Below are 22511 nucleotides of genomic sequence, written 5' to 3'. Positions count from 1 at the left end.
GCCGGCGGCCGGCGGTTGCGCAAGGGTGCGGTCGACGCCGTCATCAAATTTGCAGGCCTTGCCGACAGTCAGGTCCCGGCGGATTTCCGCCAGGCAGTCGACAGGATCGCCCGCACCGGCGGCACTCCGCTCGCCGTTGCCGACGGCGACCGTCTGCTCGGGGTCATCCACCTGAAGGACGTCGTGAAGCCCGACATCAAGGAGCGTTTCGCTGCGCTTCGGGCCATGGGCATCCGCACCGTGATGGTCACCGGCGACAACCCGGTCACGGCGGCCGCGATCGCCTCGGAAGCCGGTGTCGACGATTTCCTCGCGGAAGCGACGCCGGAGGACAAGCTCGCCTATATCCGGAAGGAGCAGCAGGGCGGCCGGCTCATCGCCATGTGCGGTGACGGCACGAACGACGCGCCGGCGCTTGCCCAGGCCGACGTGGGCGTGGCGATGCAGACAGGCACCCAGGCGGCCCGCGAGGCCGCCAACATGGTGGACCTCGATTCGAGTCCCACAAAGCTCATCGAGATCGTGGAAATCGGCAAGCAGCTCCTGATGACCCGTGGCTCGCTGACCACCTTCTCGATTGCCAACGACGTTGCGAAATATTTCGCCATCATCCCGGCGCTCTTCGTCGCGACCTACCCGGCGCTTGAGGCGTTGAACGTCATGGGGCTCGCGTCGTCGCGTTCGGCGATCCTGTCGGCGGTGATCTTCAATGCGCTGATCATCGTCGCGCTCATTCCGCTGGCGCTGAAGGGCGTCGCCTACCGTCCGTCCGGCGCGGCCGCCCTGCTGCGCCGCAACCTGCTCGTCTATGGTCTCGGCGGCCTGCTGCTGCCCTTCGCCGGCATCAAGCTCATCGACATCGCCATCGTTGCTCTCAATCTGGTGTAGACATGTTGACCCATCTCAGACCCGCCTTCACGCTCATCGTGCTCATGACCCTCATCACGGGTCTCGCCTATCCGCTGGCCGTCACCGGTATTGCGCAGGTCGCCCTGCCGGCCGCGGCCAATGGCAGTCTCGTCGAGCGCAACGGTACCGTCGTCGGCTCCGCGCTCATCGGCCAGGGGTTCGCGAGCGAGCGCTATTTCTGGCCGCGCCCGTCGGCAACCGGGCCGGACGCCTACAATGCGGGCGCTTCCAGCGGCTCCAATCTCGGCGCCACCTCGGTCAAACTGCGCGACCGGGTGGCGGCGGATGTCGAGCGACTGAAGGCGAGCGGTATCTCGGGCCCTCTGCCGGCCGATGCCGCCACTGCCTCGGGATCGGGCCTCGATCCGCACATCTCGCCGGATTTCGCCCGGGCGCAGGTCGCCCGTGTCGCCGGTGCGCGCGGGCTTCCGGAGGCGGATGTCGCGGACCTGGTGGAGCGAAGCGTTGAAGCGCGCTCGGCCGGAATCGTCGGTGAACCGCGTGTGAATGTGCTAGAACTCAATCTTGCGCTGGACGCGCTGAAGACCTGAAGACGAGAATGCCTGAAACCGATCGCGAACCGAAAAGCCGTCCCGATCCCGATGCCCTGCTTGCCCTGGCGGACAAGGACCGCCGGGGCAAGCTGACGGTTTTCGTCGGTGCCGCTCCAGGCGTCGGCAAGACCTATGCGATGCTGTCGCGTGCACGGCGGCTGAAGGCGGACGGCGCCGACATCGTCATCGGCCTCGTCGAAACGCACGGCCGCAACGAGACGGCCGCGCTGACGGAGGGGTTGGACATCCTGCCGCGGCACAGAATCGAGCATCGCGGCCACGTGCTCGAAGAGTTCGATCTCGACGCGGCGCTGGCGCGAAAGCCCCGCATCATCGTCGTCGACGAACTCGCGCACAGCAATCCGCAGGGCAGTCGGCATCCCAAGCGCTACCAGGATATCGAGGAACTGGTCGCCGCCGGCATCGACGTCTGGACGGCGCTCAACATTCAGCACCTGGAGAGCCTGTCCGATCTCGTTGCCCAGATCACCGGCGTGACAGTGCGCGAACGCGTGCCGGACGTGGTGCTGAAGCGCGCGGACGACGTCATCCTGGTCGACCTGCCGCCGGCCGAACTCATCGAGCGGCTGAACGAGGGCAAGGTCTATCTGCCCGACAGCGCCAAACGCGCCGTCGACCGCTTCTTCCGGCTCGGCAACCTGACGGCGCTGCGTGAACTGGCGTTGCGCCGCACCGCCGACCGCGTCGACGACCAGATGGTCGATTATCTCAAGCAGAACGCGATCGAGGGGCCGTGGGCGACGAGCGAGCGGCTCATCGTCTGCGTCGGTCCGGATCCCCTGTCGGAGAAGGTGGTGCGCGTCGCGAGCCGGCTCGCCTCCGGTCTCAATGCCCCGTGGATCGTCGTGTCGGTGGAGCGGGCCGACCGCGAGGCGGAGGACAGCGCCGCCGTTCGGCGGCTGGACGACACCTTCCGGCTTGCCGAGCAACTCGGCGCGGAGACGCGCCGCATCATCGGCAACGACTTTGTCGAGGAGATCCTGAAGCTGGCGCGGCGGGAGCATGCGACGCAGATCGTCATCGGCGCCCGCCGGATTCCCGGCTGGTTCACGCTGCTGCGCCCGTCGCTTCCCGATGCGCTGGCCCGAAGGGCTGCCGGCATCGGCGTGCATCTCGTCACGACCGACGAGGACGCGTCGCGCCGCCGCACACGGCCGTTTCGGCGCCTGCCGCTCGCCCATATGCAGCGCTCGACGATCATTGCCGTCGCCTCCGTAATAGGTACGACGATTGTCGGCCTGATCATCGATCGCTTCGTCGATCTGCCGAACATCTCACTGCTGTTCCTGCTCGCCGTGCTCGCGTCGGCTGCCTATGCGGGTTATGCCTCCGCCTTCCTGGCGGCTCTGCTTTCGACACTCGCCTACAATTTCTTCTTCATCGATCCGCTGCACACATTCACCATCGCCGCGCCGCACGAGGTTTTCGCACTCTTCGTCTTCCTCGCGGCCGCGGTTCTGGCCGGCAGCCTCGCCTCCCGCATCCGCGAGCAGGCGCAGGCGGCGAAGGTTCGCGCGACGGCCGTCCAGACGCTCTATGACTTTTCCCGCAAGCTCGCCGGGACCACGAAAGCGGACGAAGTTCTCTGGGCGGCGGTGACGCAGCTTCAGGCGAGCCTGCGCCGCAACGTCATCCTGCTCCTGCCGGAGGGCGGCGAGTTGCGTGCCGCGGCGGCCTGGCCGCCCGATACGGAGCTCGGCGTCGCCGACATGACGGCCGCCCGGTGGGCGCACGACAAACGCGAACCCGCCGGCAACGGCACCGGCACTCTGCCGAGCAGCCCATTCCAGTTCCGGCCGTTGACAAGCCCGCACGGCGTCGTGGGGGTCTGTGGCTACGAGCAGGCGGGCGAAGCGCTCGACATCAATGCCGAGCGGGCGCTGTCGGCGATCCTCGACCAGACGGCGGTCGCGATCGACCGGGCGCGGCTGTCGCAGGAAAGCATCGACCAGGCCGCGAGGCTGGAGGGCGAGCGCTATCGGTCCGCGCTGCTTTCCTCGATCTCCCATGACCTGCGCACGCCGCTTGCCACCATAACCGGCGCGGTCACCAGCCTCCGGCAGTTCGGCGACCGGATGCCGCCGGAAAGTCGCGACGACCTGCTGCAGTCGATCGAGGAGGAGGGCGGCAGGCTCAGCCGCTTTGTCGCCAATCTGCTCGACATGACCCGCATCGAGGCCGGAACGCTCAACGCCAGGAAGGATTGGGTGGACGTCGCGGACGTGGTGCGCGGCGCCGTCGAACGCGCCCGTAAATATTTCCCCGGCCATGCGATCGAGACGGGGATCGCGCCGGACCTGCCCCTCATCCGGGGCGACAGCGTGCTGCTCGGGCAGGTGCTGTTCAACCTGCTCGACAATGCCCACAAATACGGCGGTGCCGAACCGGTGAACGTCTATGCCCGGCGCGACGGCGACACGGTGCTGATTTCCGTCACCGATCTCGGCAAGGGCATCCCGCCGGCAGATCTCGAGCGCGTCTTTGACAAGTTCTATCGCCGTGGAGGTGCCGACGGGCGCTCGCCCGGCACGGGGCTCGGGCTTTCGATCGCGCGCGGGTTCGTCGAGGCGATGGGCGGCCGCATATTTGCCGAAAGTCCGGCGCTTAAACGCAAGGGGACGCGCATCCTCATGCGATTCCCCGCAGCACCGGACCAGATCGGACAGAAGGCATCATGAACCGCGACCGCATCCTCGTCGTCGACGACGAACCGCAGATCCAGCGTTTCCTGCGCCCCGCCCTTGGGGCGGCGGGCTACGACGTGGTCGAGGCGGCGACGGGGGGCGATGCGCTGAAGATGGTCGCGACCACCGCCCCCGATGTGGTGATCCTCGATCTTGGTCTGCCGGACATGGACGGCAAGGAAGTGATCGCCGGCATCCGCGGCTGGTCGGAAATCCCGATCATCATTCTGTCGGCGCGCGATCGCGAGAGCGAGAAGATCGAAGCGCTCGATCTCGGCGCGGACGACTATATCGAGAAGCCCTTCGGCATCGGCGAGCTGACCGCCCGCATCCGCACGGCGCTTCGGCACCGCATCCGCGCCGAGGCCGGCGCCACCCAGTTCCTCGCCGACGGCCTGTCGGTCGATACCGTGCGGCGCAGCGTATCGCGCGACGGCGAGGCGGTGAAACTGACGCCCAAGGAATATGACCTGTTGATCACGCTCGCCCGCCATGCCGGGCGCGTCGTCACCCATCGGACACTGCTCTCCTCGGTCTGGGGACCCGCGCATGCGGAGGATCTGCACTATCTCCGCGTCTTCGTCGGACAACTGCGCCAGAAGATCGAAGCTGACCCCTCCGAACCCCGCATCGTGCGCACGGAGCCGGGCGTCGGGTATCGTTTTGTCGGCGACGAGGGGTGATGCTGCATGCGGGATCGCCGATTCTGCCCCATTTTGCGAATTCGCTCAAATACCGTCGATTTTGTCGAAGCTTCGCTAAGGGTCCGCGGTCTAGTGTCCGCCCGATCAGCGGCATGATGCGCTGAGGGCGCCGCATCCCGATCGGAGTTGTCCGTCGGACGATGCGGTTCGGCCGCCGGCCCGCCGGCGCTCGAAGGCCGGGTCTATGTAGGGACGCCTTTGACATGAGCGATACGGCAGAGCGCAAGCCTTTGGGTGCCAGCCTGGCGATAAACCTGGTCGGCGCCGTGGTTCCCGTCGTCGTGGCGCTCGCGACGCTGCCGATCTATGTGCGCCATATCGGCGATGAGCGCTATGGCCTGATGGCGCTGGTCTGGGTGCTGCTCGGTTATTTCGGCTTCCTCGACCTCGGGCTCTCGCGCGCCTCCGCCAATGCGCTGGCGCGGATCGGGGCCGGCGCGCCCGGCGAGCGTGCGCGGGTCGTCGTGACGTCGCTCGGCCTCAATTTCGCGCTCGCGGTCGTGGGCGGCGCAATTCTCTATCTTGCCGGTGGCTACCTCCTGAACGATGTCATGTCGGTGCCGGACGATCTGAAGGGTGAGGTGGCCGCGGCCATGCCCTGGATCGCCTGCCTGCTGCCGATCGCGCTGCTCAACGGCGTCGGGCTCGGGGTCATTGAATCGCGGGAACGGTTCCTCGTGGCGAATGTCCTGCAGGTGTCCGGTCTTGCGGTTGCCCAGATCGTGCCTGTCGTCGTTGCCGTCTTCGTCTCGCCGAGTCTGGCGGTCGTCGTTCCCGCTGCGGCAATCGCCCGCGGGATGTCCGTGCTCGCCGTGCTTGCCGCCGTGGCCCACCTGGAACGACCGCTGCGGCTTTCCGATTTCGACCGGGCGAGCGCCCGGCAGCTCATGGGCTATGGCGGCTGGGTAACGGTCTCCGGCGTGCTGCTTCCCTTCCTCAACTCGCTCGATCAGTTCGTGATCGGCCGGGTCCTGAGCGTCGCCTCCGTCACCTACTACGCCGTTCCGATGACGCTGGTGGCGCGCAGCCAGCTGATCACCAATGCGCTGGCGCGAACGCTCTTCCCCCGCCTGTCGAGCCTGCCCGTCCGGGAGGCGACGGCGGTCGCCGGCCGCGCGCTGGTGGCGGGCGCCATCCTTTACGGCGGATTCTGCGCCGTGGGCCTGATCCTGTTCCGGCCGCTCCTGACGCTGTGGATGGGCGCGGATTTCGCGGCGTCGGCCGGCGGCATCGGCGTCTTTCTTCTTGCCGGCGTGCTGCCGAACGCGCTGACCTTCGCACCCTATACGCTGCTTCAGGCCCAGGGGCGGCCGGACCTGACGGCGAAGTTCCACATGGCGCAGATGCTGCCCTATGCGCTGGTGCTCTTCGTGCTCGTCCGTGAATTCGGGCTGATGGGGGCAGCCGCAGCCTACCTGCTGCGCAACCTCTTCGACTTCGGCCTGCTCGTCGTCATCTCGCCGATGAAGAACCGCATCCTTTTGTCCCTGCTGCCGTCGGCCGGACTGATCCTTTTTGCCTGCCTTTGCGAGGTTCTCTTCGAACGGAGCCTGACGTGGCTCCTCGTGTCGGCCATTGTCGTTGCCCTCGGCTCCCTCATCCTCCTGCGGCTGCAGGAGCGCCAGACCTTTGACGACATCGTCGCGATGGTTCGCCATGTGTTTGGAGGATCCTGGCGCGGGACACGGCGGCAGGCCGCGGCCGAGGTCCTGACACCCGGCGAATGAGCCGGCCGGCAATGCCGCGTCGGGACCCCGGCGGAGCGGCTCAGGCCCGCTTGATGACCTTGATCAGCACGAGGAGGATGACGGCGCCGATCGTCGCGTGGATGATCGCGGCGATGATGCCCGCGCCGAGGCTGACGCCGATGGCCGGGAAGAGGAAGCCGGCGATGAAGGCGCCGACGATGCCGACGACGATGTTGCCGACGAGGCCGAAGCCGAAGCCGGATACGATGAGGCCAGCCAGCCAGCCGGCAATTGCGCCGACGATGAGGAATACGAGGATGCTTTCGATACCCATAGGTGTCTCCCGTGCAGGTTTATGAACAGTCGCTAGCATTGTTCGGCGACGATTGGATTACAAGAGCGCACATTGCCGTCGCGACCGCCCTGCGGCTGCCGCCGGCATCCCCGCGATCGAGGTTGCGGTGAAGCCACCTTGCATGCCATGACTGCGTGCGCCGCCGCACCGTCGGTCGCATCTTTCGGAAGGCAAGGGATCGGAGGGCTTTCACATGACGAAGACGGACATCGCCCGCCGTGTCTACGACAATGCCTGGAAGCTCGACCCGATCGTGCGCAGCCTGCTCGACACGGATTTCTACAAGCTTCTCATGCTGCAGATGATCTGGAAGCTCTATCCGGACGTCGAGGCGACCTTCTCGCTGATCAATCGCTCGAAGACGGTGAAGCTGACCGAGGAGATCGATGAGCAGGAGTTGCGCGAACAACTCGACTACGTGCGCGACGTGCGTTTCACCAAGAAGGAGATGATCTGGCTCGCCGGCAACAGCTTCTACGGCCGCAAACAGATATTCTCGCCGGAATTCCTCGCCTGGCTCGCCGATTTCCGGCTGCCCGACTACGAACTCACGCGCCGCAACGGTCAGTACGAGCTGACATTCCCCGGTCGGTGGACCCACACCACGATGTGGGAGATCCCGGCACTCGCGATCATCAACGAGTTGCGCTCGCGCAGCACCATGAAGGAGATGGGGCCGTTCGCGCTCGACGTGCTCTATGCGCGCGCCAAGGCGAAGATGTGGTCGAAGGTCGAGCGCCTGCGCGAGCAACCCAAACTGCGGATTTCCGATTTCGGCACGAGGCGGCGGCATTCCTTCCTGTGGCAGCGCTGGTGCGTCGAGGCGCTGAAGGAGGGCATCGGACCGTCCTTTTCCGGCACCAGCAATGTATTGCTGGCGATGGATACCGATCTCGAGGCGCTCGGCACCAACGCCCACGAACTGCCGATGGTGGCGGCCGCGCTGGCCGACAGCGATGCCGAACTGGCGGCCGCCCCCTACGCGGTCCTGCAGGACTGGAACCGGCTTTATGGCGGCAACCTGCTGATCGTGCTGCCCGACGCCTTCGGCACGGCGGCGTTCCTGCGCAATGCGCCGGACTGGGTGGCCGACTGGACCGGCTTCCGCCCGGACAGCGCGCCGCCGATCGAGGGCGGCGAAAAGATTATCGCTTGGTGGAAATCCCGCGGCCGCGATCCGCGTGAAAAGCTGCTGATCTTCTCCGACGGCCTCGACGTCGACACGATCATCGAGACCTACCGTCATTTCGAGGGCCGGGTGCGCATGAGCTTCGGCTGGGGCACCAACCTCACCAACGACTTCGTCGGCTGCGCCCCCAAAACCGTGCGCGGCCTCGACCCGATCTCGATCGTCTGCAAGGTCAGCGACGCCAACGGCCGCCCGGCCGTCAAGCTCTCCGACAATCCGCAGAAGGCGACCGGCGATCCGGCGGCGGTGGAGCGCTATCTCAGGTTCTTCGGGACGGAGGATTTTGTCGAGCAGGCGGTCAGGGTGTAGGGGCGCTCTGAGGATTCTTCGACCGATGTTTGTGGACGCTGGCGAAGCCGGAGCGCATCCAGCGCCTATTTTGCATGTCGTGCGGCGGTTTATCCCCCGCGTTTGAAGCAACTGGAGAGAAACGGTTGAAGCCGCTCGCCTTATGCGTCACATTTGGCGAAAAGCGAGCAAGATTAGATATGCTGACGCCTGTCATCAAATGGTTTCAGAGGTGTCGGGACGCGGTGCGGGCGGCAGGATCGCCTCCCTTGCAAATATGGGTGACGGATACGAGCCGACCGGGCTTCGCCAATGAGTGCCGCCGTCAGGCGCGATTGGTCGCGGCGGCGGATACGGGCGACTGCGACTTGGACGGTTTCATAGTCGCCGCGCTTGGGGACCTCGACCATGAGTCGGGCGCGCGATTCATCGCGATAGAGTGACCTTTCTGATGGTGATAGATTCCAAGAGTAACTGGTGTCAGTGTCGAACTCCACAACTCTTTGCCTTCGGGGAATGCAACGAGGGCCGCTTTAGATGACAAGCTGGCGCATAGTCGATTCTCAAATGGAATTCTATCGTTGCCAATTGCTCAGCCGCGTGAAAATCCAAGAGGAAATTGTAAGTCGCCTTGCGACAATTATATCAACTGAAGTAAAGAACCTGAGTACGGAACATAAAAAAGAAATCGCAAACGCCACTCCTGTTCCCATTGATGATCGATTGATGGAGCTGACAGCGTTTCAAGGTTGGATGGAAAAGGCGAGGGCAGCTCATCTAAAAGAATCACCCTATGTCACTCGGGCGATGGTCATTACACAGATATATGTATGTTTCGTGTATCTGCCAGAAGCGTGTTTCTTGACGCTTCGAAAGAACATGCCAAAAGATTCTGCGACTCGAAAATGCGCGAAATACCTTACTGACAATCCCGTAAGGTCTTTTCGAAATGCAGTTGCACACTCAAACTGGACCTATGCGGCAGATTTCAAGGGACTGATTTATTGGGCTCGTAAGGGCAGCGACATCAACGAGCCTATTGAACGATTTACTGTAGACGCTGGCGAGCTAGATTTTTGGCAAGCACTATGCCGATGTGTTGCCTATGCTGTATTCTCTAGCTTGCAAGAAGACTGATTTGGACACTTGGAAGTGTGTGTCACACAATCCCCCCGCCGCCACCCGCCACCGCCGGCCGCTCGCTCGCCACCTTCGCCCGATACCCCGCTGCCCGATATGCCGCGACCGGATCGATCGCGCCACCGTTCTCCATGCGCGCCATGGCGAGGATCGGTTCGACGTCGGTTCGGAAGGCTGTCTTCAGGGTTTCGGAGGCCATCAGGGCGTCGTTGTCGTCCTGGTGGGCGGCAAGCGCTTCGCGGTCGACGATGAGGCCCTGCGCGTAGGCGCGGCAGACTTCGGTGGCGCTGCGCATCAGGCTTTCGATCGGGTCGGTCACGTTGTGGCTCTGGTCGAGCATGTGGGCGGGCGCGAAACCCTCGGCCTTGCGGGTTTCGGCATCCACCAGTTCGTTGAAGACGAGGAAGAGGCGGTAGGGGTCGATCGAGCCGGTGTCGAGGTCGTCGTCGCCATATTTCGAATCGTTGAAATGGAAGCCGCCGAGCTTCCTGAACTGAATGAGCCGGGCGACGATCATCTCGATATTGACGTTCGGCGCATGGTGGCCGAGGTCGACGAGGCAATAGGCCTTGGGGCCGAGTTCCTGCGCGATCAGGTAGTTGGTGCCCCAGTCCTGCACGACGGTCGAATAGAAGGCCGGCTCGTACATCTTGTGCTCGGTGAAGAGCCGCCAGTCTTCCGGCAGTTCCCTGTAGATCGCCTTCATCGCGTCGAGATAGCGCTCGAAGCTTTTGGTGAAATTCGCCTGGCCCGGAAAGTTCGTGCCGTCGCCGATCCAGACCGTCAGCGCCTTGGAGCCCAGTGCCTCGCCCATCGCGATGCATTCGAGATTGTGCTCGACGGCCTGCTGGCGCGTGGCGGCATTGGCATGGGAGAGCGAGCCGAACTTGTAGGACTGTTCCTGGCCAGGCGCGTCGGAGAAGGTGTTGGAGTTCATCGCGTCGAAGCCGAGGCCGAGCGCTTCACCCTTCTGCTTCAGCTCCTTGAGGTCGCTGACCTTGTCCCACGGAATGTGCAGCGAGACGGTCGGCGTCGCGCGGGTCAGTTCGTGGATGACGGCGCAGTCCTCCAGCTTGTCGAAGATGTTGCGCGGCTCGCCCAGGCCCGGAAAGCGCGCAAAACGCGTGCCGCCGGTGCCGACACCCCAGGAAGGGACGGCGACGGCGTAAGCTGCGACTTTCGCTTTAACGGCCTCGATGTCGACGCCGCGGCGCGACAGCTGCTCGCCGAGATGGGTGTAGTCGCGCAGCAGGTCGGCCTTGCGGCGGTCGTTCTCGCGGACGATCAGCTCGCCTTCGATCATCGTCATGGCGGCCTCCTCAGCGCGTGAAGGACTGGGCGTTGCCCGCGTCGACATTGATGATGTTGCCGGTCGATTTCGCCGACATGTCGGAGGCGAGGAAGTAGATCGCCTCGGCGATGTCCTCCGGGAAGACCGAGAGCTTCAGCATGGAGCGCTCGCGATAGTGCGCTTCGAGATCATCGGTCTTGTAGGTCGCGGCACGCTGTTCCTTCCATTCGCCCGTCCAGATCTTCGAGCCGCGCAGCACGGCATCCGGGTTCACCACGTTGACGCGGATCTGCTCGGAGGCGCCTTCGAGCGCAAGGCAGCGGGCAAGGTGGATTTCGGCGGCCTTTGCCGTGCAATAGGCGGACGCGCCGGGGGAGGCGGCAAGGCCGTTCTTGGAGGCGACGAAGACGACGTTGCCGCCCGCCTTCTGCCGGCGGAAAATCCGGAAGGCCTCGCGCGCGACGAGGAAATAGCCGGTGGCGAGAATGCCGATGTTCTTCTCCCACAGCGCCAGCGTCGTCTCCTCGATCGGGGCGGAGGAGGCAAGCCCGGCATTGGAGACGAGGATGTCGAGCCCGCCGAACTCGACCAAGGTATCGGCGAAGCTTTTGGCCACCAGCCCCTCGTCGGTGACGTTCATCGGCAGGGCGCGCACGACATCCTTGCCGTAGCGCCCGGCGAGTTCCGTATGCGCATCGGCAAGCGCCGCCTCGTCGATGTCGGCGAGCACCACGCAGGCGCCCTCCGCCATCAGCCGGCTCGCCGTCGCCTTGCCGATGCCGCCGGCGCCGCCGGTGACGAGCGCGATGCGGCCGGCCAGGCTCTTCGGCTTCGGCATGCGCAGCAGCTTCGCCTCTTCCAGCAGCCAGTATTCGATGTCGAACGCCTCCTGTTCCGGCAGGCCGACATAGGTTGAGACGCCGGAGGCGCCGCGCATGACGTTGATGGCGTTGACGTAGAACTCGCCGGAAATGCGCGCCGTCGCCTTGTCCTTGGCAAAGGTGATCATGCCGACGCCTGGCACCAGATAGACGACCGCGTTCGGGTCGCGCATGGCCGGGCTGTTGGCGCGTTTGCAGCGCTCATAGTAGGCGGCATAGTCGGCGCGATAGGCGGCGACGGCATCGGCGAGACCGGCAAGGGTCTTGTCCACATCCGGATTGGCCGGATCGAAATCGACGACCAGCGGGCGGATCTTGGTGCGCAGGAAATGGTCCGGGCAGCTCGTCCCGAGGGCGGCCAGCGGCTGGAGGTTCTTCGACGTGACGAAGTCGAGCACCGCCTCGCCGTCCTCGAAATGGCCGACTTTCTTCTCGTCGGCGCTGATCATGCCGCGGATCACCGGCATCAGCTTTTCCGCCACCGCGCGACGCTCGGCCGCCGGCAGGACAGGCTTCACCGCACCGCCGAAGGCGGGCGCCGTGTTGTTTTGTTCGAACCAGGCGATTGCCTTGTTGATGATCTCGATCGTCGTTTCGTAGCAGTCCTTCGCCACATCGGCCCAGGTGAAGAGGCCGTGGCTTTCCAGCACGACGCCGCGTGCCGTCGGATTGTCGCGGCAGAATTCTTCGAGCCAAAGGCCGAGTTCGTAGCCCGGCCGCTTCCAGGGCAGCCAACCGATGTCGTCGCCAAAAATCTTCTGCGTCAGTTCCCGGCTGTTCTTCGCGGCGGCGATGGCGATGATCGCGTCCGGATGCATGTGATCGACATGTTTCTTCGGCACATAGGCATGCAGCGGCGTGTCGATCGAGGCGGCGCGCGGATTGAGGTTGAAGGTGCAGTGCGGAAGATACCCCACCATCTCGTCCTCGTGTTCGACGCCGCGATAAAGACCCTTCAGCGCTTCCAGCTTGTTCATGTAAAGCGTGGCGAAGCCATCCATCTGGATGGTGCCGACGTCGCCACCGGAGCCCTTGACCCAGAGCACCTCGGTCTCGCCGCCCCCGAGCGGGTCCTTTTCGATGACCTTCGCCGAGGTATTGCCGCCGCCGTAGTTGGTGATGCGCTTGTCGGAGCCGAGCAGGTTGGAGCGATAGAGAAGCCGCTCGGATTCGCTCATCGCGGACGCTCTGGCGTCGTCCCACAGGTTCGCAAGGCGTGCGCCCTGGTGCTTGTCGAGCATCGGTAGTCCTCCCGGTCGTTCTCGTTCGCAGCTCTTCCACTGCGCTTGATGGCGTGCTTTCAAATCTCATGGAAGCGTCGCGCCTGTCAATCATAAACGATCAGAATCAGTCATACTGCACCGCACAATGAAAAAATATGATTGAATGTGATTGACATTGCGCGATGGTGATGGAAGCATTGCACGCACTGGAGGAGCTATGCACGAGAAGGAAAGACACCGGATCATTCTGTCCGCGGTTCAGGAGAAGCCTGTCGTGACGGTTCCCGAACTGGTGGACCTGACCGACAGTTCCGAGGCGACGATCCGGCGCGACATCGCGGCTCTCCACGTGCAGAAGAAGCTGCGACGCGTGCGCGGCGGTGCCGAGGCACTGCATCCGCCGCAGTTCGTCGGCCTCGCCGGCCGGCCCTTCCGGGTCAACGAGGCGCTGAACACCCGCCAGAAGCAGGCGATCGCAAGGCAAGCCGTGGCGCTCTGCGAGGACGGCGACCCGATCATCATCAACGGCGGCACGACCACCTTCCAGATGGTGCATTTCCTGGCGAACCGCCGCATGCAGGTCTTCACCAACTCGTTCAACATCGCCGAACACCTGCTGAAGCATTCCAAGAACACGATCATGCTCTCCGGCGGGACGATCTACCGCGAGCAGAACATCATCCTCAGCCCCTTCGACAATGACGTGACGCGCAATTTTTATGCGCGCCGCATGTTCATGGGTGCGCAAGGGCTTGGGCCCCTCGGCCTGATGGAGGCCGATCCGCTGCTGATCCAGGCCGAGCAGAAACTGATCGACCAGGCGGACGAACTCGTCGTGCTGGCCGATTCCACAAAGTTCAAGAAGCGTTCGAGCCTCATTCTTTGCGGCCTGAAGCGCATCACCACCGTCATCACGGATTCGGGCATCGAGGACAGGGAAGCCGCGATGCTGGAAGAGGCCGGCGTCAACCTGATCGTCGCAGACGTTCAGGCGGATGCCAAAGGGGAGACTGCACCTTTCTCGGCATGAGGCCGGGGACGGATTTTTCAACGGGAGGAAACGTTCATGAAGATTTTGAAGACATTGCTCGTCACGGCGGCCGTCTCTGTCGCGATGATGGCGACCGCACAGGCCGAGACGAAAAAGATCGCGCTCGTCGTCAAGGCGCTCGGCATCGGCTTCTTCGAGGCCGCCAACAAGGGCGCACAGGAAGCCGCCAAGGAACTCGGCGACGTCGAGGTCATCTATACCGGCCCGACGACGACCACCGCCGAAGGCCAGATCGAGGTCATCAACTCGCTGATCGCCCAGAAGGTCGACGCCATCGCCGTCTCGGCGAACGACAAGGATGCACTTGTTCCCGCACTCAAGAAGGCGATGGACCGCGGCATCAAGGTGATCTCCTGGGATTCGGGCGTTGCCCCCGAGGGCCGTTCGATGCACCTCAATCCGTCGTCGAACCCGCTGATCGGCAACATGATCATCAAGTTGGCCGCCGATCAGCTGCCGGACGGCGGTGACGTTGCCGTTCTCTCGGCGACCGCCACCTCGACCAACCAGAACACCTGGATCGAGGAAATGAACAAGGTGCTCGGCAACTACAAGGGCATCAATGTCGTCGCGACCGTCTATGGCGACGACCTCGCCGACAAGTCCTATCGCGAGACGCAGGGGCTCATCCAGTCGCATCCGGACCTGAAGGCGATCATCGCGCCGACCTCCGTCGGCATCGTCGCCGCCGCGCAGGCCGTCACCGACGCCGGTAAGGTGGGTCAGATCAACGTCACGGGCCTCGGCCTGCCGTCCGAAATGGCCGGTCACGTAAAGTCGGGCGCGTCGAAGTCCTTCGCGATCTGGAATCCGATCGACCTCGGCTATTCGGCGACGATGATCGCCTATGACCTGATCGGCGGCGCGGAAGCCAAGCCCGGCGCCGAACTGAAGATGGGCCGCATGGGCACCGTCAAGCTCGACGACAACAACGAAGGCGCCATGGCCGACCCCTTCGTCTACGATGCCTCGAATGTCGAGGAATTCGCCAAGATCTTCTGATCGCGGCGGGTGTTCCTTCTCCCCTGGGGGAGAAGGTGGCCGAAGGCCGGATGAGGGGGCAAGCTGCAAGCGCTTTGCCTGCGGCTCCCCCTCATCGCCTCGCATTCGCTCGGCACTTCTCCCCGCAGGGGAGAAGAGGGTGCCCCGTAAACCCGCTGCGCGTGCCGTCTATTTTGCAATCCACCGGTGGACCGACATTTGCTGCAGGACACGACCACATCGCGGATGAAGCCTGCCATTGCGCTGGACGGGATTTCGAAATCCTTTCCGGGCGTGAAGGCGCTCTCCGAAGTTTCGCTCTCGCTCTATCCGGGGTCGGTGACGGCGCTCGTCGGCGAGAACGGCGCCGGCAAGTCGACGCTCGTCAAGATCCTCACCGGCATCTACCAGCCCGACGAGGGCACTATTCGCGTCGATGGTGCGGAAACGCATTTCCCGACCGCCAATTCCGCCGCAAGAGCCGGCGTCACTGCGATCCATCAGGAGACGGTGCTGTTCGACGAACTGTCGGTCGCCGAGAATATCTTTCTCGGCCATGCGCCGCGCACGGGCCTCGGCCTCATCGACTGGAAGACGATGAACGCGAATGCCCGCGCGTTGCTCGCCCGCGTCGGCGCCGATCTTGATCCCTCCATCCGGCTGCGCGATCTCGGCATCGCCAACAAGCATCTCGTCGCCATCGCGCGGGCGCTCTCCATCGACGCCCGCGTCGTCATCATGGACGAGCCGACGGCGGCCCTGTCGCACAAGGAAATCCACGAGCTCTATGAACTGGTCGACCGGCTGAAGGCGGACGGCAAGGCGATCCTCTTCATCTCCCACAAGTTCGACGAGATCCTTCGCATCGCCGACCGCTACACCGTCTTTCGCGACGGGCGCATGGTGGGAGAGGGACTGATCGGGGAGACGACGCAGGACGATCTCGTGCGCCTGATGGTCGGCCGCGATGTCGGGCAGGTCTTTCCGAAGCAGGAGGTCGCCATCGGCGAGCCGGTGCTGACTGTCTCCGGCTACCGCCACCCGACCGAGTTCGAGGACATCAATTTCGAGCTTCGCCGCGGCGAAATCCTCGGTTTCTACGGCCTTGTCGGCGCCGGGCGGTCGGAATTCATGCAGTCGCTGATCGGCATCACGCGGCCGTCGGCCGGGGCCGTGAAGCTCGACGGCGAGGTGAAGGTCATCCGCTCGCCGGCGGAGGCGATCGAGGCCGGCATCGTCTATGTGCCAGAGGAGCGCGGCCGGCAGGGCGCGATCATCGGCCTGCCGATCTTCCAGAATGTCACGCTGCCGTCGCTGACGCGCACCTCGCGAAGCGGCTTCCTGAAGCTGGCGGAGGAATTCGCGCTGGCGCGGGAATATACCGCCCGCCTCGACCTGCGCGCCGCCTCGCTCGATCAGGATGTCGGAACGCTGTCGGGCGGCAACCAGCAGAAGGTGGTGATCGCCAAATGGCTGGCGACGCAGCCGAAGGTCATCATCCTCGACGAGCCGACCAAGGGCATCGACATCGGCTCCAAGGCAGCCGTGCACGCCTTCATGAGCGAACTGGCCGCGCAGGGTCTCAGCGTCATCATGGTTTCCTCCGAAATTCCCGAGATCATGGGCATGGCCGACCGGGTCATCGTCATGCGCGAGGGCCGCATCGCCGGCCGCTTCGAGCGTGCGGAGCTGACGGCCGAAAAGCTGGTGCGCGCCGCTGCCGGCATCGAGGAGGCTGCCTGATGAAGACGCTTTTCAAGAACCGCGAGATGCTTCTGGTCGTGGCGATCGTTGCGCTGGTGGCGCTGATCGCCATCCGCTTCCCGCCCTTCGTCGCACCGCGCAATCTCGCCAATGTCTATAACGACACGTCGATCCTGATCATCCTGGCGCTTGGCCAGATGGCCGTCATCCTGACGCGCTGCATCGATCTTTCGATGGCCGCCAATCTCGCGCTTTCCGGCATGGTGGCGGCGATGATCAACGCGGCGATGCCCGGCCTGCCGATCCCGCTCGTCATCCTGATCGCCATGGTGCTCGGCGCGGTGCTCGGCTCGCTCAACGGCCTGCTCGTCTGGAAACTCGACATCCCGCCGATCGTCGTGACGCTCGGCACGCTCACCATCTATCGCGGCCTGATCTTCGTCCTGACCAACGGCGCCTGGATCAACGCCCACCAGATGAGCGAGGCCTTCAAGGCGCTGCCGCGCACGCCGCTCCTGGGCTTTCCGGTGCTGTCCTGGCTGTCGCTCGTGATGATCGGCATCATGTTCCTCGTCATGAGCCGCACGCCGCTCGGCCGCGCCTTCTTCGCCGTCGGCGGCAATCCGCATGCGGCGGTCTATGCCGGCATCGATGTCGGGCGCACCCGCTTCTTCGCCTATTGCCTCTCCGGCACGCTTGCGGGTCTTGCCGGCTATCTCTGGGTGTCGCGCTATGCGGTCGCCTATGTCGATATCGCGGCCGGCTTCGAGCTCGATATCATCGCGGCCTGCGTCATCGGCGGCATCTCGATCGCCGGCGGCATCGGCTCGGTCGGCGGTGCCGTGCTCGGCGCGCTCTTCCTCGGCATTATCAAGAACGCGCTGCCGGTGGTCGACATCTCGCCCTTCGCCCAGATGGCGATTTCCGGCACGGTCATCATCATCGCCGTCGCCGTCAACGCCCGTGCCGAACGGCGCAAGGGCAGGGTCATTCTGAAGAAGGCGGAGGCAGTCCATGTCTGATGCACAGATGGTCGCGCGCCACATTCCTGACCGGCTCGAGGGACGCGGTGCGCGTCTGCTGAAAAGCTGGGAAACGCTGCTTATCGCCGTGGCGCTCTCGGTCTTCATCGTCAATTCGCTGGCCTCGCCCTATTTCCTCGATCCGTGGAACCTGTCGGACGCCACCTTCAATTTCACCGAAAAGGCGATGATCGCCTTCGCCATGGCGCTCGTCATCATTTCCGGCGAGATCGATCTCTCCGTCGCCTCCGTCATCGCGCTCACTTCGACCGTCATGGGCTATGCCGTGCAACTCGGTTTCGACACACCGGCCCTCGTGGCGATCGGGCTTGCGACGGGGCTTCTCTGCGGGGCCTTCAACGGTCTGCTCGTCAGCGGCCTCGGCCTGCCGTCGATCGTCGTGACCATCGGCACGATGAGCCTCTTCCGCGGTCTCTCCTTCGTCATCCTCGGCGACAAGGCCTTCACCGGCTATCCCGACAGCTTTGCCTGGTTCGGCCAGGGATATGTGTGGTGGGTCTTCTCCTTCGAGTTCTGCCTCTTCGCAGTCCTCGCGGTGATCTACGGCGTGGTGCTGCACAGGACGAATTTCGGCCGCGTCGTCTACGCGATCGGCAACAATCCGACCGCGGCGCTCTTTTCCGGCGTCCGCGTGGCGCGCGTGAAGTTCATCCTGTTTCTTCTGACGGGCCTGATGGCGGCGGTCGCCTCGATCTGCCTGACCTCCCGTCTCGGCTCGACGCGCCCCTCCATCGCGCTCGGCTGGGAACTGGAGGTGGTGACGATGGTGGTGCTCGGCGGCGTCAGCATTCTCGGCGGCTCGGGCAGCATTCCGGGCGTCGTGCTCGCAGCGCTCATCATGGGCATGGTGACCTTCGGCTTCGGCCTCTTGAACGTGCCGGGCATCGTCATGTCGATCTTCATCGGCCTGCTGCTGATCACCGTCATCGCGCTGCCGATCGTCTATCGGCGCCTTCGCAGCCGCGCCGCGCATTGAGGGAGCCGCACCATGGAGAAATACGCCTTCCGCATGCGCCTCAATCCCGGTATGGCCGAAGAGTACAAGCGGCGTCATGACGCGATCTGGCCGGAACTCGCCGCCCTCTTGAAGGATGCCGGCGTTTCCGATTATTCGATCCACCTCGACGAAGAGACGAACCTGCTCTTCGGCGTGCTCTGGCGCCGCGACGATCACAGGATGGTCGGCCTGCCGGACCATCCTGTCATGAAGCGCTGGTGGGCGCATATGGCCGACATCATGGAGACGAAGCCGGACAACGAGCCGGTTGCCGTGCCGCTCGTCACCGTCTTCCACATGGAATGACCGGATGACCGAGGGGAAGACGATCGCCGTCATCGATATCGGCAAGACGAACGCGAAGGTCGTTCTCGTCGACGGCACGACGCTTCGGGATGTCGCGGTCCGCACCACGCCGAACGGCGTGATCGATGCCGGGCCCTATCCGCACCACGATACGGACCGCCTCTGGTCCTTCATCCGCGAGAGCCTGGCGGCCCTGAACACAGAACGGCCGATCGACGCGATTTCGGTGACGACGCATGGCGCGACGGCGGTTCTCGTTGACGCCGCCGGCGGGCTGGCGCTTCCGGTTCTGGACTACGAATATCCCGGCCCGCAGGACGTGCTCGCCGGCTTCGCGCGGGTCCGTCCGCGCTTCGAGGAGACCGGCACGCCGACGCTGCCGGGCGGCCTCAATGCCGGCCTGCAGCTCTACTGGCAGTCCAGGCGCTTTCCGGAAGCCTTCGCCCGCACGCGGCATATCCTGATGTATGCACAATACTGGACCTTCCGGCTGACGGGCGTTGCTGCGAGCGAGGTGACGTCGCTCGGCTGCCATGCCGATCTGTGGGAGCCGCGCAACGGTCGCTTCTCGCGTCTCGTAAGGAACGAGGGCTGGCTGGAGCTCATGCCGCCGGTGCGAAGGGCCTCCGACGTGCTGGGTCCGCTGCTGCCGGAAATCGCGGCGGCGACCGGCCTGTCGCCGGCGGTGCCGGTCCATTGCGGCATCCACGATTCCAATGCCTCATTGCTGCCCTATGTCCTCACCATGCCGCCGCCCTATGCTGTCGTATCGACAGGCACCTGGGTCGTCGTGCTCGCCATGGGCGGGCGCGACGTTCCGCTCGACGAGAACCGCGACACGCTCGTCAACGTGAACGCGCTCGGCGAGCCTGTCCCCTCCGCGCGTTTCATGGGCGGGCGGGCCTTCGCGCTGCTCGGCGGTACGAACGCCGCCGTTTCCGGGAGGGCGCTGCACGCTGTCCTGCAGAAGGGTGCCATGTTGCTGCCGGCGATCCCGGACGATTCCGGGCCGTTTCGCGGCCGGCAGGCTCGCTGGACCGTGCCGCGCGAAGAGCTGTCCGAGGACGAGGCTCAGGTGGTAATAGCCTTCCACCTCGCCCTGATGACGGCAACGTGCCTCGACCTGATCGGCGCCGGCGGGCCGGTGATCGTGGAGGGGCCGTTCGCTGCGAACGAGGCCTATCTTGTCATGTTGGAGGCGGCGACGGGGCGGCGTGTCCTGACCGGGGGCGGCGCGACTGGCACCAGCGCCGGCGCGGCCTGTCTCGCGGCCGACACGGTTCCAGCGCCGCCGCTGGCGCCTTTTGAGGGCAGGTCGCTTCCCGGCGCGGCCGGCTATGCGGCGGCGTGGCGACGCGCCGTGGAAACGGCTGGTTAGAAGAGGTGCTCGGCCTCGACCGACTGCGCCCGCTCTATGTCGATCAAAAGGGTGACGGCGATCAGCGTCGTGGCGGCGAGGAGAAATGCGCTCAGGCCCAGAACAATCATTGCTCGATCCTCATGTGACGGCATTGTCAACGGAACGAGCCTGCGCCACGGAGCTTGCGCGTAGCTTGCGTATGTTTGAATTTCGTCAAATGCTTTCATTTCAAGAGAAGTATGAGCGTTGTACGAAATATTAACCTTCGGGCAAGGAATTAACCATAAACATTGGGACACACGTCGGAATGGGAGCTTGAACGGTTTCCCAAGCAGGCATGACGCCACCCCGCCGTACCGGTTTCAGCCCGGTATTGCTTCACCGGATTTGGTCATGGACGGTGGGCCGCAAAAGTCATGCATCGGTCATTCGGTTTGGCGTGAGCCATCTGTGGCGCGCCGCGTGAAGGCAGCCCCCATGTGCGAAATCCAAAGCGGGCCTCCGGCCCGAGGGATCGTCGCGTCGTTGCATGGGGATGTAAGGTGCAGGATACGCCGGCAGAACAGGCTCGAACGGGACAGGCGGCCAGCCTGCGCGACCGTCTGAGATTTGCCGGCATCGACGCCCGCGAAGGCGAGATCCTGCGCAGCAACCGTCAGACGCTCGAGCGCCGCGTCGAAGCAGCGCTGCGCGACCTTTTCCAGCGATTCCAGACCTTCCCCGATGCGGCACGCCATTTCCAGAGCGAGCGCCAGATCGACCGTCTCCATGACCTGCACGCCTCCCACTGGAGCGTGCTGACGGACGCGCGTTTCGACAGTCTCTATGCCGAGCGGGTCAAGGTGCTGTCGGATGCCGAGAGCCAGATGGGGATCGATCCCCGTTGGCGGCTTGCCGGTCATGCCGTGGTGATGGAACATGTCATCGATGGCGCGATCGAGGACCACTGGCCGAAATCGCTGCTGCCCGGCCGCGGCGACGCCCGGCGCAAGGCGCTGTCGGACCTCGTCAAGGCATTCGTGCGGACCGCGATGGTGGATGCGGAAATCGCCGTATCGCTGCGCGTCAACGAAATGCGGCATCAGCACAATCGTGCGCTCGGCGAGCAGCGCGAGGCTGATCAGGCCGAGCTCGAACGGGTGTTCGGCGAGGTGGTGCGCGGGCTCGGCCGGCTCGATTTCTCCTGCCGGGTCGAGGGCGACATGCCCGACGCCTGGCGCGGTATGGCCGACCAGCTGAATGCATCTCTCGGCGAGATCGAGCGGCAGCTCGATGCCGCCACGCAGGGCGCCTCGGCCTCGGACGACCTGTCGGAGGCGGTCAGCCGCGATACGAAATCCCTTGCGGAACGCTCGACGACGCAGGCCGGCCGGCTGCGCGACGCCGCCGCGACGCTGGCGTCCGTCACGGATGGCCTCAAGGCGAACATGGCCGAGATGGCCCGGGCGGAGGGCGCGGTCGAGAACACACGCCATTCGGCCTTGCGCAGCGGCGAGATCGTTACCGAGGCGATATCCGCAATGTCCGATATCGAAGCATCCGCCGAGAAGATCGGCCAGATCATCGGCGTGATCGACGAAATCGCCTTTCAAACCAACCTGCTGGCGCTCAACGCCGGCATCGAGGCGGCACGGGCGGGCGACAGTGGGCGCGGCTTCGCGGTCGTCGCCCAGGAGGTCCGCGCACTTGCCCAGCGCTCTGCCGACGCCGCCCGCGAGATCAAGCAGCTCGTGACCGGCACCAAGGCCCAGGTCGAGGCCGGAGTCGAGAAGGTCAACCGCACCCAGGACGCGATTGCCGGTATCGTGCGGCAGGTCACGGAAATCAACGGTGCCGTCGCCGACATCGCAAGGAACGGCTCGGAAGGCACCCACAATCTCGGCAGCCTTGTCAGCGATCTCGACGGCATCGGCCGCGACGTCGGCGCCGGCGCCGAGCTGGCGCTTCGCGCCGGCCGTTCGGGCGACGACCTTCACACGGTCATTCTGGAACTCGGCCGGACGATCCGCCGCTTCCACGTTCATCCGCGCCATGATTCCGAGGCTGCGGACGGACCCCGGGTGTCGGCAGCCTCGAACAATCCCTCGGCGCAGGCGCGCCGCATTGCCGCGGGGGTGTGAGATGGACAGAGCAAAACCGCGC

19 protein-coding genes are annotated in these 22511 nt (G+C 64.6%); 16 read left to right on the top strand and 3 right to left on the bottom strand.

What is annotated here, in order from left to right; all coding sequences use genetic code 11:
* The 5 genes from LXM94_RS17480 to LXM94_RS17460 form a co-directional block, all read left to right on the top strand.
* Positions 1 to 888: HAD-IC family P-type ATPase (locus tag LXM94_RS17480; protein WP_235772754.1), on the top strand; the 888-nt coding region annotated here is incomplete at its 5' end.
* 2 nt (positions 889 to 890) lie between these two features.
* Positions 891 to 1460, top strand: a complete 570-nt coding sequence (gene kdpC / locus LXM94_RS17475) for a potassium-transporting ATPase subunit KdpC (RefSeq protein ID WP_235772753.1) — start codon at positions 891 to 893, stop codon at positions 1458 to 1460.
* 8 nt (positions 1461 to 1468) lie between these two features.
* A complete protein-coding gene (locus tag LXM94_RS17470; protein ID WP_235772752.1) occupies positions 1469 to 4162 on the top strand; it encodes a sensor histidine kinase in 2694 nt (897 codons plus the stop codon).
* Positions 4159 to 4851, top strand: coding sequence for a response regulator (locus LXM94_RS17465; protein ID WP_235772751.1), 693 nt, complete (start codon positions 4159 to 4161; stop codon positions 4849 to 4851). The genes LXM94_RS17470 and LXM94_RS17465 overlap by 4 nt, the downstream gene beginning before the upstream one ends.
* A 224-nt stretch (positions 4852 to 5075) precedes the next feature.
* Positions 5076 to 6599: an oligosaccharide flippase family protein gene (locus tag LXM94_RS17460; protein WP_235772750.1), complete on the top strand. Its 1524-nt coding sequence runs from the start codon at positions 5076 to 5078 to the stop codon at positions 6597 to 6599.
* Positions 6600 to 6639: 40 nt separating this feature from the next.
* Here the strand turns inward: LXM94_RS17460 and LXM94_RS17455 are convergent, their stop codons facing one another.
* The gene (locus LXM94_RS17455) at positions 6640 to 6894 is read right to left on the bottom strand and encodes a GlsB/YeaQ/YmgE family stress response membrane protein (protein ID WP_235772749.1); all 255 of its coding nucleotides are present in this window, start codon (positions 6892 to 6894) and stop codon (positions 6640 to 6642) included.
* A gap of 214 nt (positions 6895 to 7108) precedes the next feature.
* Here LXM94_RS17455 and pncB point away from each other — a divergent pair, with 214 nt between their 5' ends.
* The 3 genes from pncB to LXM94_RS17440 all read left to right on the top strand — a co-directional run bounded on the left by pncB (position 7109) and on the right by LXM94_RS17440 (position 9529).
* Complete coding sequence (gene pncB / locus LXM94_RS17450) at positions 7109 to 8413, top strand: nicotinate phosphoribosyltransferase (RefSeq protein WP_235772748.1); 1305 nt, start codon at positions 7109 to 7111, stop codon at positions 8411 to 8413.
* A gap of 74 nt (positions 8414 to 8487) precedes the next feature.
* Positions 8488 to 8835, top strand: coding sequence for an antitoxin MazE family protein (locus LXM94_RS17445; RefSeq protein WP_329605622.1), 348 nt, complete (start codon positions 8488 to 8490; stop codon positions 8833 to 8835).
* Between the two features lie 94 nt (positions 8836 to 8929).
* On the top strand, positions 8930 to 9529 hold the full coding sequence (locus LXM94_RS17440) for a hypothetical protein (RefSeq protein WP_235772747.1): 600 nt from the start codon (positions 8930 to 8932) through the stop codon (positions 9527 to 9529).
* 22 nt (positions 9530 to 9551) lie between these two features.
* Here LXM94_RS17440 and rhaI read toward each other — a convergent pair whose 3' ends face one another.
* Together rhaI and LXM94_RS17430 are read right to left on the bottom strand one after the other, a co-directional pair.
* Positions 9552 to 10841 carry an L-rhamnose catabolism isomerase gene (gene rhaI / locus LXM94_RS17435; protein ID WP_235772746.1) on the bottom strand — a complete coding sequence of 430 codons (1290 nt, stop codon included), beginning with the start codon at positions 10839 to 10841 and terminating at the stop codon, positions 9552 to 9554.
* 10 nt (positions 10842 to 10851) lie between these two features.
* A complete protein-coding gene (locus LXM94_RS17430) occupies positions 10852 to 12945 on the bottom strand; it encodes a bifunctional rhamnulose-1-phosphate aldolase/short-chain dehydrogenase (RefSeq protein ID WP_235772745.1) in 2094 nt (697 codons plus the stop codon).
* A gap of 199 nt (positions 12946 to 13144) precedes the next feature.
* Here LXM94_RS17430 and LXM94_RS17425 point away from each other — a divergent pair, with 199 nt between their 5' ends.
* The 8 genes from LXM94_RS17425 (at position 13145) to LXM94_RS17390 (ending at position 22489) form a co-directional block, all read left to right on the top strand.
* The gene (locus LXM94_RS17425) at positions 13145 to 13957 is read left to right on the top strand and encodes a DeoR/GlpR family DNA-binding transcription regulator (RefSeq protein ID WP_235772744.1); all 813 of its coding nucleotides are present in this window, start codon (positions 13145 to 13147) and stop codon (positions 13955 to 13957) included.
* A 36-nt stretch (positions 13958 to 13993) separates the two neighbouring features.
* Positions 13994 to 14980, top strand: a complete 987-nt coding sequence (gene rhaS, locus LXM94_RS17420) for a rhamnose ABC transporter substrate-binding protein (protein ID WP_235772743.1) — start codon at positions 13994 to 13996, stop codon at positions 14978 to 14980.
* Positions 14981 to 15205: 225 nt separating this feature from the next.
* Positions 15206 to 16702 (top strand): sugar ABC transporter ATP-binding protein, encoded by a 1497-nt coding sequence (locus tag LXM94_RS17415; protein WP_235772742.1) that lies wholly within the window; start codon positions 15206 to 15208, stop codon positions 16700 to 16702.
* Entirely contained in the window at positions 16699 to 17685 is a 987-nt protein-coding gene (locus LXM94_RS17410) for an ABC transporter permease (protein WP_235772755.1), read from the top strand. Before LXM94_RS17415 ends, LXM94_RS17410 begins: the two co-directional genes overlap by 4 nt.
* Positions 17678 to 18682, top strand: a complete 1005-nt coding sequence (locus LXM94_RS17405) for an ABC transporter permease (RefSeq protein ID WP_235772741.1) — start codon at positions 17678 to 17680, stop codon at positions 18680 to 18682. Before LXM94_RS17410 ends, LXM94_RS17405 begins: the two co-directional genes overlap by 8 nt.
* A gap of 12 nt (positions 18683 to 18694) precedes the next feature.
* Positions 18695 to 19009 (top strand): L-rhamnose mutarotase, encoded by a 315-nt coding sequence (gene rhaM / locus LXM94_RS17400; RefSeq protein WP_235772740.1) that lies wholly within the window; start codon positions 18695 to 18697, stop codon positions 19007 to 19009.
* A gap of 4 nt (positions 19010 to 19013) precedes the next feature.
* Positions 19014 to 20387 carry an FGGY-family carbohydrate kinase gene (locus LXM94_RS17395; RefSeq protein ID WP_235772739.1) on the top strand — a complete coding sequence of 458 codons (1374 nt, stop codon included), beginning with the start codon at positions 19014 to 19016 and terminating at the stop codon, positions 20385 to 20387.
* Positions 20388 to 20911: 524 nt separating this feature from the next.
* Positions 20912 to 22489: a globin-coupled sensor protein gene (locus LXM94_RS17390; RefSeq protein WP_235772738.1), complete on the top strand. Its 1578-nt coding sequence runs from the start codon at positions 20912 to 20914 to the stop codon at positions 22487 to 22489.
* Positions 22490 to 22511: the final 22 nt, after the last annotated feature.

It is taken from the genome of Rhizobium alarense (assembly GCF_021555155.1).
In the GTDB taxonomy this organism is placed as follows: domain Bacteria; phylum Pseudomonadota; class Alphaproteobacteria; order Rhizobiales; family Rhizobiaceae; genus Rhizobium_D; species Rhizobium_D alarense.
This window is presented reverse-complemented; position numbering and strand designations above follow the sequence as displayed.